General features: G+C 71.5%; 12 protein-coding genes and 1 pseudogene. 4 read left to right on the top strand and 9 right to left on the bottom strand.

The window, feature by feature from the left end:
* Positions 1–348 precede the first annotated feature (348 nt).
* The gene (locus ACQPZZ_RS21945; RefSeq protein WP_432921208.1) at positions 349–810 is read left to right on the top strand and encodes a hypothetical protein; all 462 of its coding nucleotides are present in this window, start codon (positions 349–351) and stop codon (positions 808–810) included.
* Positions 811–1,534: 724 nt separating this feature from the next.
* On the opposite strand, the pseudogene ACQPZZ_RS21940 reads toward ACQPZZ_RS21945, so the two are convergent.
* The 3 genes and pseudogenes from ACQPZZ_RS21940 to ACQPZZ_RS21930 all read right to left on the bottom strand — a co-directional run.
* Positions 1,535–2,255: pseudogene (locus ACQPZZ_RS21940) on the bottom strand (transposase); the annotation flags it as partial.
* A 255-nt stretch (positions 2,256–2,510) separates the two neighbouring features.
* The gene (locus ACQPZZ_RS21935) at positions 2,511–3,086 is read right to left on the bottom strand and encodes a TrmH family RNA methyltransferase (protein WP_432921205.1); all 576 of its coding nucleotides are present in this window, start codon (positions 3,084–3,086) and stop codon (positions 2,511–2,513) included.
* Complete coding sequence (locus ACQPZZ_RS21930) at positions 3,083–3,727, bottom strand: class I SAM-dependent methyltransferase (protein WP_432921202.1); 645 nt, start codon at positions 3,725–3,727, stop codon at positions 3,083–3,085. The genes ACQPZZ_RS21935 and ACQPZZ_RS21930 overlap by 4 nt, the downstream gene beginning before the upstream one ends.
* Positions 3,728–3,855: 128 nt before the next feature.
* On the opposite strand from ACQPZZ_RS21930, the gene ACQPZZ_RS21925 reads away from it, so the two are divergent.
* The gene (locus tag ACQPZZ_RS21925; RefSeq protein WP_432921199.1) at positions 3,856–4,416 is read left to right on the top strand and encodes an RNA polymerase sigma factor; all 561 of its coding nucleotides are present in this window, start codon (positions 3,856–3,858) and stop codon (positions 4,414–4,416) included.
* Entirely contained in the window at positions 4,413–5,288 is an 876-nt protein-coding gene (locus ACQPZZ_RS21920; protein ID WP_432921196.1) for a hypothetical protein, read from the top strand. Before ACQPZZ_RS21925 ends, ACQPZZ_RS21920 begins: the two co-directional genes overlap by 4 nt.
* 660 nt (positions 5,289–5,948) lie before the next feature.
* Here the strand turns inward: ACQPZZ_RS21920 and ACQPZZ_RS21915 are convergent.
* The 4 genes from ACQPZZ_RS21915 to ACQPZZ_RS21900 all read right to left on the bottom strand — a co-directional run bounded on the left by ACQPZZ_RS21915 (position 5,949) and on the right by ACQPZZ_RS21900 (position 9,985).
* Positions 5,949–6,392: a hypothetical protein gene (locus ACQPZZ_RS21915; RefSeq protein WP_432921193.1), complete on the bottom strand. Its 444-nt coding sequence runs from the start codon at positions 6,390–6,392 to the stop codon at positions 5,949–5,951.
* A 688-nt stretch (positions 6,393–7,080) separates the two neighbouring features.
* Positions 7,081–8,028, bottom strand: a complete 948-nt coding sequence (locus ACQPZZ_RS21910) for a VWA domain-containing protein (RefSeq protein WP_432921190.1) — start codon at positions 8,026–8,028, stop codon at positions 7,081–7,083.
* Positions 8,025–8,945, bottom strand: a complete 921-nt coding sequence (locus ACQPZZ_RS21905) for a DUF58 domain-containing protein (protein ID WP_363646809.1) — start codon at positions 8,943–8,945, stop codon at positions 8,025–8,027. Before ACQPZZ_RS21905 ends, ACQPZZ_RS21910 begins: the two co-directional genes overlap by 4 nt.
* Positions 8,942–9,985: an AAA family ATPase gene (locus ACQPZZ_RS21900; protein WP_432921187.1), complete on the bottom strand. Its 1,044-nt coding sequence runs from the start codon at positions 9,983–9,985 to the stop codon at positions 8,942–8,944. The genes ACQPZZ_RS21905 and ACQPZZ_RS21900 overlap by 4 nt, the downstream gene beginning before the upstream one ends.
* A 125-nt stretch (positions 9,986–10,110) precedes the next feature.
* Between ACQPZZ_RS21900 and ACQPZZ_RS21895 the strand changes: the two genes are divergently transcribed.
* Positions 10,111–10,887: a hypothetical protein gene (locus tag ACQPZZ_RS21895; RefSeq protein ID WP_432921184.1), complete on the top strand. Its 777-nt coding sequence runs from the start codon at positions 10,111–10,113 to the stop codon at positions 10,885–10,887.
* A gap of 59 nt (positions 10,888–10,946) precedes the next feature.
* Here the strand turns inward: ACQPZZ_RS21895 and ACQPZZ_RS21890 are convergent, their stop codons facing one another.
* Together ACQPZZ_RS21890 and ACQPZZ_RS21885 are read right to left on the bottom strand one after the other, a co-directional pair.
* Complete coding sequence (locus ACQPZZ_RS21890) at positions 10,947–12,170, bottom strand: beta-ketoacyl-[acyl-carrier-protein] synthase family protein (protein ID WP_432921181.1); 1,224 nt, start codon at positions 12,168–12,170, stop codon at positions 10,947–10,949.
* A gap of 1,157 nt (positions 12,171–13,327) precedes the next feature.
* Positions 13,328–14,254 carry an AfsR/SARP family transcriptional regulator gene (locus ACQPZZ_RS21885; protein ID WP_432921178.1) on the bottom strand — a complete coding sequence of 309 codons (927 nt, stop codon included), beginning with the start codon at positions 14,252–14,254 and terminating at the stop codon, positions 13,328–13,330.
* Positions 14,255–14,258: the final 4 nt, after the last annotated feature.

Here is a 14,258-nt window from a genome sequence, read left to right as displayed (position 1 = left end):
AACGCCGCGCGAACTTCTCTTCAGTGTTGACAAGGGCCACCAAGACGACTGTCGCCGAGGGAGGGTCGATGCTAAGGCCGTCGTTCTCCCCCGAGATCAGCGGAACGAAAACCGTAGGACTCGACGAAGCTGTTCACACGCCTTACCGCCGCATCAACCTCGTCCGCCAAGGCCTCAAGAACCGTAGCTAACTCGGCAACCGGAAAGTTCGCGGCGGAAGAACAGCAGGCTGCAAAGGCCGGAGCATCGGTCGCTGCTGCCAGTACCTATGTCTACTGGTACGTCCCTTCCTGCTACGCCCGCCAGTCGGGCGCGGATACCTGGTTCGACACCTGTCACCAGGTTAGCGTGCAGAAGAACGACGGGAACTCGACCTACAACTACTGGGGACTCCGTCTCTGGGGCACGTGTACGAGCGAGGCCAGCGATATGGGCCTCGATTACTGCGAAGTAGGCAGCGTCCCTCGTCCCGGCGCTCCCGTCCAGGCCAAGTGGCTGGACTGGCACCCGAGATCCAGCAAGGACACCACCGACTGCAGCACGATCGGCATCGAGCTCGAGTTCCTGGGCATCACCGCTCCCTTCAGTCACACCGAGTGCGGCAAGGCGACCATCTATAAGGGTGGGACGACCGTCCCCGGCCCTGGTACGTTTAGAAGCAGATGGACTAAAGGCGTCTATCTGATCGGCGACACCGCCAAGACCACCTCCTCGGCTATTTCGGTCACGTCGCCTCAAGGGGAGACGCCCAAGTGGGATGTTTCCTTCCCCTGGAGATGGGCCTACTGTGGAGGCACCTGCTGGGGTTGAGACCTTCACAGGTACCTAGTTTAGCGTAATCATCCGTTTCGAAGGATACTCGGAATGCGACATCGTGTGCTACTCTTCTTCGTTTGCCTCCTGGCGATCAGTGGATTCGGTGTATACACCGTTTTCTATTTAGTCCGACAGGAGAGTGCAAGTGGAGAACAGTACCCCAAGGTGTCGCATTCAGAGTCCATCGCGGTACTTGGATCTGTGTATAAGCTGGCGCATTCGAGAGATTTTCGACTCCTGTGCAATAGTTCATACGTTGCCGATGAAGAAATGTGCAAGAGGCTCATCGATGACGCGCGACGGCGAGGCATGGCCTTCCCAGGGTCACAACCGACGGTGGGTGATTCCAATGAACTGCCGTCGGAGATTCCCGGTGAGGACGGGGGAAGAGTCCTTCGCATAAATGGGGGTACGTCCGAAGGCAAGGCCTACGCCACTGACTTCGTCGTCATCCGGAATCACGGACGTCTGCAAACCACCACCCCTGTTTTCTGGTCGGGAGTTCGGCTGGGCAACCAGCCCAGTTGAAATGCTGGGTTGACATGTCTACGGGCTCCAGGATGCGGCTGGTACTGATCTACGAATGTGATTATGGTCCCTTCAGTCGTAGATTCTCACCCTCGCGGTAGTTCTAGCCTCGATCTTTCGCGCCGGGTGGGCGGGGTTCCACGGGCCCTCGGGGGTGTCCTTCCTGGTCGTCGGGGCGGCTTGGCGCTGGTCAGGTGGGTGCCGGGAGCGCCTGGAGCCGGGTGATGGCGGTGACCAGTTGGCCGGCCCAGAGCCAGGATGCGGTGATGCGTAGGCGTAGCCGGCGTCCGCCGCGGCGGACCAGGCGGGCGGCGACGGCGAACAGGCGCAGTCGCAGGCGCCTGGGCTCATAGCGGCGGGCCGGTCCATGAGGGCGAGCATCTGCATCCAGGCGATGAGTTTGCAGGCCAGCGCGACGATCTCGCACCAGATTTGGTTCTGGGTGAAGTCGTGCAGCGGGAGGTTGCGCAGCCCGGTGTCCTTGGCGCCGCGGATGCGGTCTTCGCATCGGGCGCGGCGGCGGTGGCGTAACTCCAGGTCGGCGAGCTGACCCCGCTTGGTGTTGGTGACAAAGCACGTGAAGCGGTGCCCGTCGATGTCGGTGAAGCGCAACTGCGCGCCCAGGTGCGGGCGCTCCTTGCGCACGATCAGGCGCGTCCCTTCGGCCAGCCCTCCAACCTGGCCAGGCCGGTCAGCTCGGCCACCCACGCACCCGGCCGGACCTGCCCCTCGGCGTCTTAGGCAGGCGTCCACGCCTGTGCGGGCAGAGCCTGGATCGCCGTCTGGACTTCCTGGGTGAGGGCGAACCCGATCGAGTAGGACAGTCGCCGCCCGGGCCAGGACAGCCAGGACAGGAACTCGCGGGTGCCGCCGCCGGAGTCGGTGCGGATCAGCACCTGCCGGCGTCGCTGCTTGGGATCCAGCACGCGCTGCGCTGGTCAGCCTGGCGACGCGGGCACCAGGCAATCGCCCGAGCCTGCCACCGAGCCCGCCGGGTAGCACGGCCACCGCCGTGACCAGCCCCGACATGCCGAATTACGACAGCATCAGGGATCTACGACTGAAGGGGCAGAACTGAGCCGCGCAGAACTAACCCCGCGCAGGCTGAGCCGGCGTAGGCAGAAGGGGCTCGCGGCGCGGCCGCGCCGCGAGCCTCCCTGTGTGGTTTAGCTGATCGTTTCAGCGGGCGGCTGCCCGGGGGACGACGCCCATTCCTGCCGCCGGCTCTCCGCCATCGCGATGGCCGCGGCGATGGCCACGTTGACCGAGCCCACCCGGCCGACCTGGGGGATGTAGGCCACCGAGTCGGCCGCCTCCAGGCAGGCCGGGGAACAGCCGTGGTCCTCGCTGCCGAGCACCAGGCAGACGTCGCCGTCGAGCTTGGCCTCGTGCAGGGGGGCGGCGTCGCCGGTCAGCTCGACGGCGACCACCCGGAACCCCGCCTCCCTCGCCGCGCGTACGGCCTCGGTCACCGGGACGGGCTCGTGCCATTCGACCAGCCGGTCGGTGCCGAGTGCCGTCTTCTGGGCCTTGGGGTTGGTGGGCGGAGTGGCGTTGCCGGCCAGCCAGATCGTCTCCGCGCCGAAGGCGGCAGCCGTACGGAAGATCGAACCGATGTTGAAGGGGCCGGTCACCGACTCGAGGATCAGCGCGAGACGCCCCTCGGTGTTGCGGCGCCAGGTGCGGTTGAGCCGCTTGACGTCGGTCGGCTTGAGCTGCCTGCGCGGGTTGGGAGTGCTCATCGCTCCTTGCTCTCTCGCTCCTGGAGGTCTCGCTCCAGGATGTCGGCGGGGCGGGCGTCGACCCGCAGCACACGGTAGGCGGACCGGGAGGCCAGCCGTGAGGTGGGCAGGCCCTGGTCGCTCAGCCAGCGCTGCAGCGAGTCGGAGCCCAGATGCTTCTGCACGACCAGATACGCGCTGCCGTCGGGGGTAAGCCGGCCGAGCCACCGGGTGAGCATCTCGTGGAGCGCGGCCTTGCCGATCCGGATGGCCGGGTTCGACCAGATGGCCCGGAACCTGATGTCCTCCGGCATCTCATCGACATGAACCGACCTTACTTTGTCAAGGCGGGCGCTCCTGGCGTTCCGCGCGCACAGCTCCACCGAGCGGCGGTTGACATCGACGGCCCACACCGTGGCCTTCGGCGCCCGCGACGCCATCGTCAGCGCGACGGGCCCGTATCCGCACCCGAGGTCGAGCAGGTCGCCCTCGGCCGGGGGCGGGGGCACGGTCTCCAGCAGCACCCGGGTTCCCGGGTCGATCCGTTCGGGGGAGAACACCCCGCGGTCGGTCTCCAGGCGCAGGTGGAGATCCGGGAGGACCAGGGCGACCGAAGCGGGCCGGCTGGCCGCCTGGGGGCTCTCCTCGAAGTAATGGGCCACGTGCCCAAACGTACCAACGCCGCGGACCTGTGATCTCCGCACGTGCGAGGACCGGGGACAGGCTGAAACACTTCCGGCCTTCCGGACACGTACGAGATGACGGAGAAAGCGGTGAAAGGGGAGTATCGGTGGCCCGCTCGGACCTGAGGCGTCGTTTCGAGGAGATCTATCTGGCGCATTACGCGGATCTCCTCGGATACGTGCGCCGCCGCACCGAGTCCCCCGAGGACGCGGCCGACACTCTCGCCGAGACCTTCGCCACCGCATGGCGCCGCATCGGCGACGTCCCGGCCGGCCCGTCGGCCCGATTATGGCTGTACGGAGTGGCCCGGAGGGTGCTGGCCAACGGGCGCAGGGCCGAGACCCGCAGGAGCGCGCTCGTGGAGCGGCTCGGCGCGGAACTCGGCCAAGGGGACGACCGTGATTGGACGCCGGACCACGAGGATCTCGACGCTGTACGTGCGGCGTTCCGGCGCCTCGGTCCCGACGACCGCGAGGTGCTGGCACTGGTGAGCTGGGAGGGGCTGGGATCGGCGGAGATCGCCACCGTGCTGGGCTGCTCGCGCGGAGCCGCCCGCCTCCGGCTGCACCGGGCCCGCAAGCGTCTGACCAAGGAGCTGACCCGCGCGGGAGTGGACGTGGCCCGGTACGGCGTCCGGATGCCCGCACTGGCGGGAGGAGGGGCATGATGACCTACGACCGCGATGACCTGCACCGGCTCGTCGCCGGCATCGCTCCTGCCCCCGGCCCGGGGATGACGCCGGCCGCCCTGGACCTGCTGGAGGAGATCGTCTCCGGCCCGGTTCCGGCGGACCGGCGCCGTGTGATGGCAGCGGTCACCGGGGCCGCCGGGACCATCCTGCGCAGCCGTCGGCTGGTTCCCGCGATCGTCTCGCTCACCGCCGTTCTGCTCGCCGTGGGCTGGCTCGTGCCCGGGGCGGCCGGTCTCGGCCCCGCCCCCGCCTCCGCCGCGCTCGACATCAGGTCGGAGGGCGACCACTACGTCGTCATGGTGCGGGACCTTTTCGCCGCTCCCGCGATGTACCAGCGCGAACTGCGCGAACGCGGCCTGGACGTGGAGGTGCGGCTCGTGCCGGTCTCGCCCGCCTCGGCCGGGCAGGTGTTCTACCTCGACGGCACCAGGGACCGCAGCGCCATCACCGCGATCGAGAAACCCGGCGAGTGCGCCCACTTCGGCGGTTGCCCCATCGGCTTCCGCATCCCGGTCCGGTTCCGGGGGCACGCGACCGTGTACCTCGGCCGCGCCGCACGGGCGGGGGAGCGCTACGGAATCCTGGAGTCCTTCGACCTGGAGGGCCAGCCCTTCCACTGCGTGGACTACGTCAACAAGACCGTCGCCCAGGTCCTGCCCCTGCTCCGGGAGCGCGGCCTGCGGGCGCGGTTTTCCTCACCCGGCGCCTACGCACAGCCGTCCGCTCCCGCCGACTGGTACGTCTACGAAGGGGTCATGGTCGCCGACGGGCAGGCGCTCGTGCTGGTCAGCCCCACTCCGAACCCCCGGCCGCGCCCCACGGACGCCTTCTGCCCCGACGGTCCCTGAGACTCCGGCGTCACTGAGATCCCGGCGTCCCTGAGATCCCGGCGTCCCTGAGATCCCGGCGTCCCTGAGATCCCGGCGTCCCTGAGATCCCGGCGTCCCTGAGATCCCGGCGTGCCTGAGCACAGCCAGGCGGTCCGCGCTCCGGTCGCGGGCGCGGACCGCGCCAGGTGCCCCTCCGCGCCCGCGCCCGCGCGGCGGGCGGCGGGCGGCGTAGCGGCGCCCCGGTCCTCATTCCTGCCCTCTCCGGCCGGTCGCCAGGTGCTGACACCGCCATGCCCACCGCCATGCCCACAGTCATGCCCGGCTGTCGCGTGCGAGCGCCGCCCTGCCGGATTTCCCCTCAACGAATGGGTTTTTCATGCCCGCATACGCTCGTGCCCTGCTCCCGGTGCTCGCCGGGACGAGGCGCCACCGGGCCTTCACGGTCGTGCTCACCGCCGCGGCCGCGCTCAGAGTGGTCACGATGCTCGGCTACCCGCCCGCCCGGCTCTACTGGTACGACTCGTTCAGCTACCTGCACAACGCCGTTCATCTGCGGCCCGAGCAGGGGTTCCATCCCATCGGATACCCCCTGCTGCTGCGGGCCCTGCTGCCCTTCCACAGTGTCGAGCTGATCGTCGTGCTGCAGCACGCGATGGGGCCGGCGACGGGCGTGACCGTCTACGCCGTGCTCCGCGGCAGGGGACTGCCCGCCTGGGCTGCCGTGGCCGCCGCGGTCCCGGTGTTGTTCGACGCGTCGTTCCTCCGGCTCGAGCATGCGGTGCTGTCCGACTCGCTGTTCATCCTGCTCGTCGTCGCCGCCACGGCCCTGCTGGTCCGCCGGCCGGTGCCGTCCGCGCGCGCCGCCGCGACCGCCGGCCTGCTCCTCGCGGGCGCTACCCTCACCCGCACGATCGCGCTGCCACTGATCCTGCTCGTCCTGCTGGCGCTCGCCGTCCGCCGCGTGCCCTGGCGCCGGATCGCCGCGCTGGCCCTGGCCGGGCTGCTGCCGGTCGCCGCGTACGCGACGTGGTACGGCGGCGTGCACGGCCGGTTCGGCGTCGGCGGCCTGGACGGAGTGGCGTTGTGGGCCCGTTCGATGACCTTCGCGGACTGCGCGGTCATCCAGCCTCCGCCGGATCTCGCGCCGCTGTGCCCGAACGGGACCGTCTCAGACGCGGCGGGAGAGTACGTGTGGGCGAAGGACTCCTCCCTCAACCGGCTCCCCGGCGGACACGTCGCGCTCAACGACCGGGCGCGTGCCTTCGCGCTGCGCGCCATCGCCGCCCAGCCGGTGGACTACCTGCGCGATGTGGTGAAGGACACCGCGCTCGCGTTCGCCTGGACCCCCGTCGCCCACCCCGCGCGCACCGTCCCCGCGTTCGGCTTCACCCACGGAACCTGGCCGATCCCCGCCGATCAACCGCTCGTCGAGCAGGCCAGACGGGAGTACGACCCGGATCTCGCCGGGATGCGGTCCGTCCGGCCGTACGCCGACCTGCTCATCGCCTACCAGTACCCTGCCTATCTGCGCGGGCCGATGCTGGCCGTCATCCTGCTGCTGGGCGCCGCGGGCGCGCTGCGGCGACCTCGGACGGCGGCGCTGCCGTGGATGGTCGCGGTGGCACTGCTGGTCGCACCGGTGGCGGTGCTCGACTTCGACCACCGCTACGTGCTCCCCGTCGTGCCCGTGGCGTGCCTGGCGGCCGGGCTGGCGTTCGCCCGGCCCCCGCGCGAATCGGCGGGCATCGTGCATGGCGGGCATCCGCCCGGTGTCCCGTCCCGAGCCGGGCAGAATGCCCGGGTGACGGGGTCAGGGGATGCGGGCGCCCAGCAGCATCGCCGCGGCGGCGGCCAGCAGGCCCACGACGATCGCCGCCACGAGGAACCGCTGGGTGATCTCCTGGTGCACGACCTTGTAGCCGAGCGACGTGCCGATCTGCGCGTACACGTCGCGCAGCTCGCTGCCCGACTCCGCGGTGTAGGCCCGGCCTCCGGTGCCGTCCGACAGCGACTTCAGGGTGGTCTTGTTGACCGGCACCTGCACCGGTCGGTTGTCGATCGTCACCGTGCCCTCGGGCGTGCCGTACGCGATCGTGGACACCGGTACCTTGGCGCCGACCGAGGCCTCGATGGCCTCGTTGACCGACCGCCCCGAGGTGTTGTCGCCGTCCGACAGCAGCACGATGGCGGACGGGGGCGGATCGGTGACCGCACGCTGGTCGAACGACCTGATCGAGTCGAGCGAGTTGAACACGGCCTCGCCGATGGCCGTGCCGGGCCGGGTGGTCAGGGTGGAGATCGCGGTGTTGACGGCGGCGTGGTCGGTGGTCGGGGAGATCACCACGGCGGCCGACCTGGCGAAGGCGACCACGCCCACGTTGAACCGTTCGGGCAGGTCCTTCACGAACTGCTGGGCGGCCTGCTTGGCCGCGACGAGCCGGGACGGCGGGACGTCGGACGACTCCATCGACAGCGACACGTCCACGGCGACCATGATGGTGGCGCGGTCGCGGGGCACCTTCACCTCGCCCGCAGGCCGGGCCGCGCCGAGGACCAGCAGGCTCATCATGACGAGGAACAGCACGGCGGCAACGTGCCGCCGCCAGGTGGGCCGCTCGGGCGCCACCAGCGACAGCAGCGCGAGGTTGGTGAAGCGCACCGTGTAGCGGCGGCGGGCGAACTGCGCCGCGACGTACGCCGCGACCAGCACGGCGACCAGGACGAACAGCCAGAGCCAGCCGGGGGACAGGAAGGTCATGCGCCCGCCCTTCTGTTCGCGGCCCGGCGCAGCAGATGGGAGGCCCGCCGCTGGCGCAGCACGAACTCGGCGATGTCGAACACCCAGTCGCGGTCGGTGCGCAGCACCAGGTGGGAGGCCCCGGCCCGGCGCAGCGCCGCCCGGGTCGCCAGGCGCTGCCCGGCCGCCGCCTCGGCGTACCGCTCCCTGAGCGCGCGCGACAGGCGGACGTCGCGGGAGCGCCCGCTCTCGGGGTCGGCGAGGGTGACGAACCCGACGTCGGGCAGTTCCAGCTCGCGGGGATCGATGATCTCCACTGCGAGCACCTGGTGCCGCGTGGCCAGGCGGCGCAGCGGCGGCTCCCAGGAGTCCGGCGAGTCGAGGAAGTCGGAGACGATCACTCGCAGCCCGCGCTTGCGGTGCGCCGTCGCCATCATCTCCAGAGCCTCCCCGAGGTCCACCGCGCCCTGCGCGGGCGGCGCGCCGAACAGCGAGTGCAGCAGAGCGTACAGCCGGGGCCGGCCGGGCTTGGCCGGATAGCGGTGCACGGCGTCGCCGTACAGGATGTAGGCGCCGAACCGGTCGCCGACCCGGCTCGCGAGGATCCCGACCGCTCCGACGGCGCTGACGACCAGGTCGCGCTTGGACATGTCGGCCGTGCCGAACTCCATGCTGGCCGACAGGTCGGCCAGCACCCAGGTCTCCAGTTCCCGGTCGGCGATCAGGTCACGCACGTGCGGGACCGTCGTGCGCGCGGTCACCGCCCAGTCCATGCGGCGCACGTCGTCCTCGCCGGGCACATACACCCGGGTGTCGCCGTGCTCGCTGCCGGGCCCGGGGATCAGCCCCTGGTGGCGGCCCTGCAGCAGCCCGTCCAGCCGCCGCACCACGGTCAGCTCCAGCCGCCGCAGCGCCTGGTCGGGGTTCCCGCCGCTCATCGCATGCCCTGGTTCCACACGACGAGCGGCGGCGGCACCGCCTGCAGGACCCGGCGTACGACGTCGTCGGGGTCCACCTCGTCGGCCAGCGCGTCGAAGGTGAGCATCAACCGGTGCGACATGACGTCGACCGCCACGTCGCGGACGTCGTCGGGCAGCAGGTAGTCGCGCCCGCGCAGCAGGGCCAGGGCCCGTCCGGCGGAGACAAGGCCCAGTGTCGCCCGCGGGCTCACCCCGATCTCGATCGTGTCCTGCAGATCGGCCAGCCCGTAGTCGGCGGGCGTGCGCGTGGCCATGACCAGCCGTACGACGTAGTCGGCCACGAGCTGGTGGACCGAGACCTCCTCGGCCAAGTCCTGCAGCCGCACCAGCGTGGCCGGGTCGAGCACCGGCCTCGGCACGGGCGGGCGCACGCTCATCCGCTGCAGGATCTCCAGCTCCTCGTGCGCGCTCGGGTGGGACACACGCACCTTGAACAGGAACCGGTCCCGCTGCACCTCCGGCAGCGGGTAGACGCCCTCCGACTCGATCGGGTTCTGGGTGGCCAGCACGATGAACGGCCGGGGCAGCGGGTGGGTGCGCCCGGCGAGCGTCACCTGCCGCTCGGCCATCACCTCCAGCAGGGCCGACTGGACCTTCGCCGGTGCGCGGTTGATCTCGTCGGCGAGCAGGAAGTTGACGAACACCGGCCCGAGCTCGACGTCGAACCGCTCCGAGCTCGGGTGGTAGACGCGGGTGCCGACGATGTCGCTGGGCACCAGATCGGGGGTGAACTGGATGCGGGCGAACGTGCCGCCCACGACGGTGGCCAGCGTCGAGGCGGCCAGCGTCTTGGCGACCCCCGGGACGCCTTCGAGCAGGCAGTGTCCCCGGGCGAGCAGCGCCACCAGCAGCCGCTCGACCATGTGCTCCTGTCCGACGATCACCCGCCGGACCTCGGCCAGCGCCTCCCGCAGGGCGTCCAGCCGGGGTTCGTCCTCCTCCTGCTCCGTCACGCCCTCGCCGGGCTCAGGGTCACTGCGTTCATCGGCAACGGTCATGCTCGTTATTCAATCGTGACTCGGCTGGAGAATCCATTTCTCTCCCATTTGCCCGTCCCGGCGCGTGCCACACCCCCTGCCACGGCCGGGTGTCTCGGATACCGGGGTGTGTTTTGATGTGGGAGATGGTCACTCCGCTGCAGTACGGCGACCCGCCCCACGTGGGGCCGTTCGTGCTGCAGGCGCGTCTGGGGACGGCCCCGGCCGGGCTGGTCTACCTGGGCCAGGCGCCCGACGGCCGGGTGGTGACGGTCGCCGTCCTGTCCAGCGGCGCCGCCCTCGACGCCGCGGCCAGGGACCGGTTCGTCACCGCGATCAAGGACGCGCAAAGCAGCGCGATCAGGGACACACAGGGCCGGACGGGCGTACGCGGGTGGGGCGCCTCTCTGGTGGACCGGGTGCGCGGCCGGGTGCCCCCCGGCACGCCGCCCGTGCTGGCGATGCAGGACGGGCCCGCGCCCTGGGTGGCCGTGCCGTACGTGCCGAACGGCCCGGGAGCCGAGCGGTTCCTCGAGCCGGTCCCGGTGTCCGGCACGCTGATCGGGCAGCGGCACGGGCCCGACTTCGCGCACTACTGGCTGGGCGACCGCACCCCCGCGCTGCCCGCCCCGCCCGCGCCGCCCCCGCCGCCGCTGGGCACCCGGCGGTCGGTCGTGCTCGCCTCGACGCTGCTGGCCACGCTCGTGCTCGCGTTGCTGCTGGTCACCTGGATGCTGCTGTTCCGCGGAGAGGACGACCCGGAGCCGCCCCGGCCGCTGCCGAACACCCAGTTCGTCCCCACCCCGCCGCCCGAGCCCGCCACGCCCGAGCCACAACAGCCCACACCCGGCCCGTCCGGCAGCGGCGACGGCAGCGAGAGCCCCTGGCCTGACGACCTCTTCGGCGGCCGCGGCCCCATCTGAGGCCCGCGCCTCTCCAGCGAGCCCGTGCCTCCGCCTGCGCCGCGCCCGCTGCGGGGCGCTCAGGCGGTGGTGAACACCAGGGACGCGTTGTGGCCGCCGAAGCCGAAGGAGTTCACCAGCCCGGCCGTCCACCGCCCCCGGCGCGGCGCGCCGGTCACGACGTCGAGCTTGACCTGCGGGTCGAGGTCGTCCAGGTTGCGGATCGCGGGGATCACCCCGTCGCGGAGGGCGAGGACGGTCGCGATCGCGCCGAGCGACCCGGCCGCCCCGCACAGGTGCCCGGTCATCGACTTGATCGCGGTGACCGCGGGATGCGTCCCGACCGCCTCGGCGATCGACGCGTTCTCGGTCAGGTCGCCCGTGGGAGTGGAGGTGGCGTGGGCGTTCACGTGCCCCACGTCGAGAGCGTCCAGCCCGGCGTCGGCCAGGGCGAGCCGCATCGCCCGTGCCTGTCCGGCCGCGTCGGCGGCGGTGATGTGGTGGGCGTCGGAGGTGACCCTGGCGCCGGCGAGGGTGGCGTGCACCCGGGCACCACGGGCGGCGGCGAACTCCGCGCGCTCCAGCACCACCAGCGCGGCCCCCTCGCCCAGTACGAAGCCGTCGCGCCCCACGTCGAACGGCCGCGACGCCTCCTGCGGCGCGTCGTTGCGCGTCGAGACGGCCTTGGCCTGGGCGAACCCGGCCAGCGTCAGCGGGTGGACGCACGCCTCCGCCCCGCCGGCGACGACCACGTCGGCGCGGCCCAGGCGGATGAGGTCCAGGCCCATCGCGATCGCCTCGGCGCCGGTCGCGCAGGCGCTCACCGGAGTGTGGGCGCCGCCCCGCGCGCCGAGCTCGATGCTGACGACCGCCGCCGGTCCGTTGGGCATGAGCATCGGCACGGTGTACGGCGAGATCCGGCGCGGCCCGGACCCTTCGAGGATCTCGTTCTGCGTGAGCGTGGTCAGCATGCCGCCGACACCCGTGCCGATCACGACGGCGAGCCGCTCGGGCTCGACGCCGGGCGATCCCGCGTCCGCCCACGCCTCCCGTGCGGCGACCAGCGCGGCCTGCTGGCAGCGGTCGAGCCGCCGCGCCGTCACCCGGCCCAGCACCTCGGCGGGGTCCACCGGCAGCCGGCCGGCGATCCGTACGGGCAGGCTTTCGGCCCAGTCGTCGTCGATCAGGCGGATGCCGGACCGTCCTTCCAGCAGACCGGCCCAGGTGGTGGCCACGTCGCCGCCCAGCGGCGTGGTGGCGCCCAGCCCGGTGACCGACACCTGCGCCCTGATCCCGTTTCCCATCGACGACCCCCTGCTCTGCGATGGCCGCACCGACCGGTCCTTCATGGCGGTGCGCTTTCCGGTTGTCACGCTGCCAAAGTGCCCTCGCTTCGGGCAGGCGTGATGATCGACCAAAAAGCCGTGGAAGATTTGTCGGCGCCGCGCAGCCCGCCGCCGCTCGTCACCGGTTCTCTCAGGGCCGTGTTCGCCTGTCCCAACGGGGTGTGCGAACCTCGTGTGCGTCTTTGCGGAAGGACTGATCGTGACGCTCGGAATGGTTCTCGGCGACGCCTCCTCTCGCGCTTCGACGCGGGAGCGGTAACTCTTCCTGCTCTGTCACCCACGCCCGTGCGGCAGCACGGGCGAGTCGCCGTGCTCCTCGTCGAAGTGCTCTTCGTGCCCACACACGTCGATCACGAGGAGTACGTCGTGTCCACGATCCACTGGACCGAATCCCGCATCGCCCGATCCGCCCGCCGGCACTCCGAGAGCGACGCCCCGCCACCCAGGCGGATCGTCGTCGCGGACGACCGGATGAAGGCCGGCACCGCCTACCGGCTCGCCCGTGAGGGCACAGCGCTGCTGTGGAGAGGCGACTACCACAACGCACGTCAGCTCCTGCGCGCAATGAGCCGCCGCATCGACGGAAGCCCGTCCCTTCGGGGAACGACGCCCGTGAGACCTTCCGCGTTCACCGCCGGGCCCGCGGCGACCGCGCCCGGGTCCTGGGCAGGCTCGTCGTGGTGCTGGACGCTACGGCGTCTTCTCCCCGGTCAGGAGGGAGTACGTCGACCGAATGCTCCACGGCTTCCTGGACGGGCTCGCCGCCCACCTGCGACCGGGCGGCGAAGGCTGGCTCATCCTGTCGGACCTGGCCGAGCACCTCGGACTCAGGCCACGCGGGTCACCTGCCGGCCCTGATCGAGGCGGCGGGCCTGCGCGTGGTGGACAGGATCGACACCAGGCCGCGGCATCCACGGGCGACGGACGGCGCCGATCTCCTCCACGCCGCCCGCGCCGCGGAGATCACCTCGCTGTGGCGGCTGGCCGGAACGGGAGGAAACCGGCGGAGATCAGCCGGCCCAGCAGACGCTTCCAGAGCCACAGCGGGGGCGACCCCGCGGTCGCCGGCACGGACGGCCAGACGTTCGCCCAGATGACTCTTGCCGATGCCGGACTCACCCGTGATAGGGGCGAACGGGTGGCGGTGCGGCCGGCGGGCCCGGCGGACGGGAACGGATCCGGCACCGGGACGAAGGGGGGACCGGCAGCGAGCTGCGGGTGCCCGGGGGCCGTAGGTGGGGAGACTGGCGGAGGATGTGCCGTTCCAGCTCGCGCAGCTCGTCGCCGGGGTCGATGCCGAGCTCCTCGGCCAGCGTCCGCCGCACGGCGCGCAGGACCTGCAGCGCCTCGCCCTGGCGGCCGCACCGGTACAGGGCCAGGGCGCGCAGGGCCCACAGCGGCTCGCGCAGCGGATGCTCGTGCGTGAGCGCCTCCAGCTCGCCGACCACTTCCCGGTGCCGCCCCTGCCGCAGGACGGCCGAGACACGCAGCTCGCGGGCGCGTTCCCTGGCCTCGGTCAGCCGCGCGACGGCCGCGGCCACGTACTCCTGTCCGCCCAGGTCGGCGTACGGCTCGCCGCGCCACAGGGCGAGGGCCCCGGCCGCCGCCCGCTCCACGGCACGGGGATCGGCGGCGTGCTCGGCCTCGGCGACCAGAGCCAGGAAGCGGGTGACGTCGACCCGCTCGCGAGCGACGGTGAGGCGGTATCCGGCGGAGTCGAAGGTGAGCACCCGGCTCGGGGCGCGGGGGAGGCGCCCGGGCTCCAGGAGCCGCCGCAGGTGGGAGACGTACACCTGCAGCGAGCCGAGCGCCTTGGCCGGTGCGCGCGGTCCCCAGATGCGGTCGACCAGCGTGGCCGCCGTCAGCGGGCGCCCCTCGGCGAGCACCAGGATGGCCAGCAGCGTCCTGACCTTGGGTGCGCCGAGGAGGAGGGGGAGACCGTCGCCGCCGGTGACCTCCAACGGGCCCAGCACGCGGATGTCCAGGCTCGCGGGCCCGCCGCCGGCGGCGGGCGTCGTGGCCGGCGGCATCAGCTCAGCCATGAGA

The sequence above is a fragment of the Microbispora sp. CA-135349 genome (genome assembly GCF_050947365.1).
In the GTDB taxonomy this organism is placed as follows: domain Bacteria; phylum Actinomycetota; class Actinomycetes; order Streptosporangiales; family Streptosporangiaceae; genus Microbispora.
The sequence above is the reverse complement of the archived record's forward strand: the minus strand, read 5'-3'. Positions and strand labels throughout refer to the sequence as shown.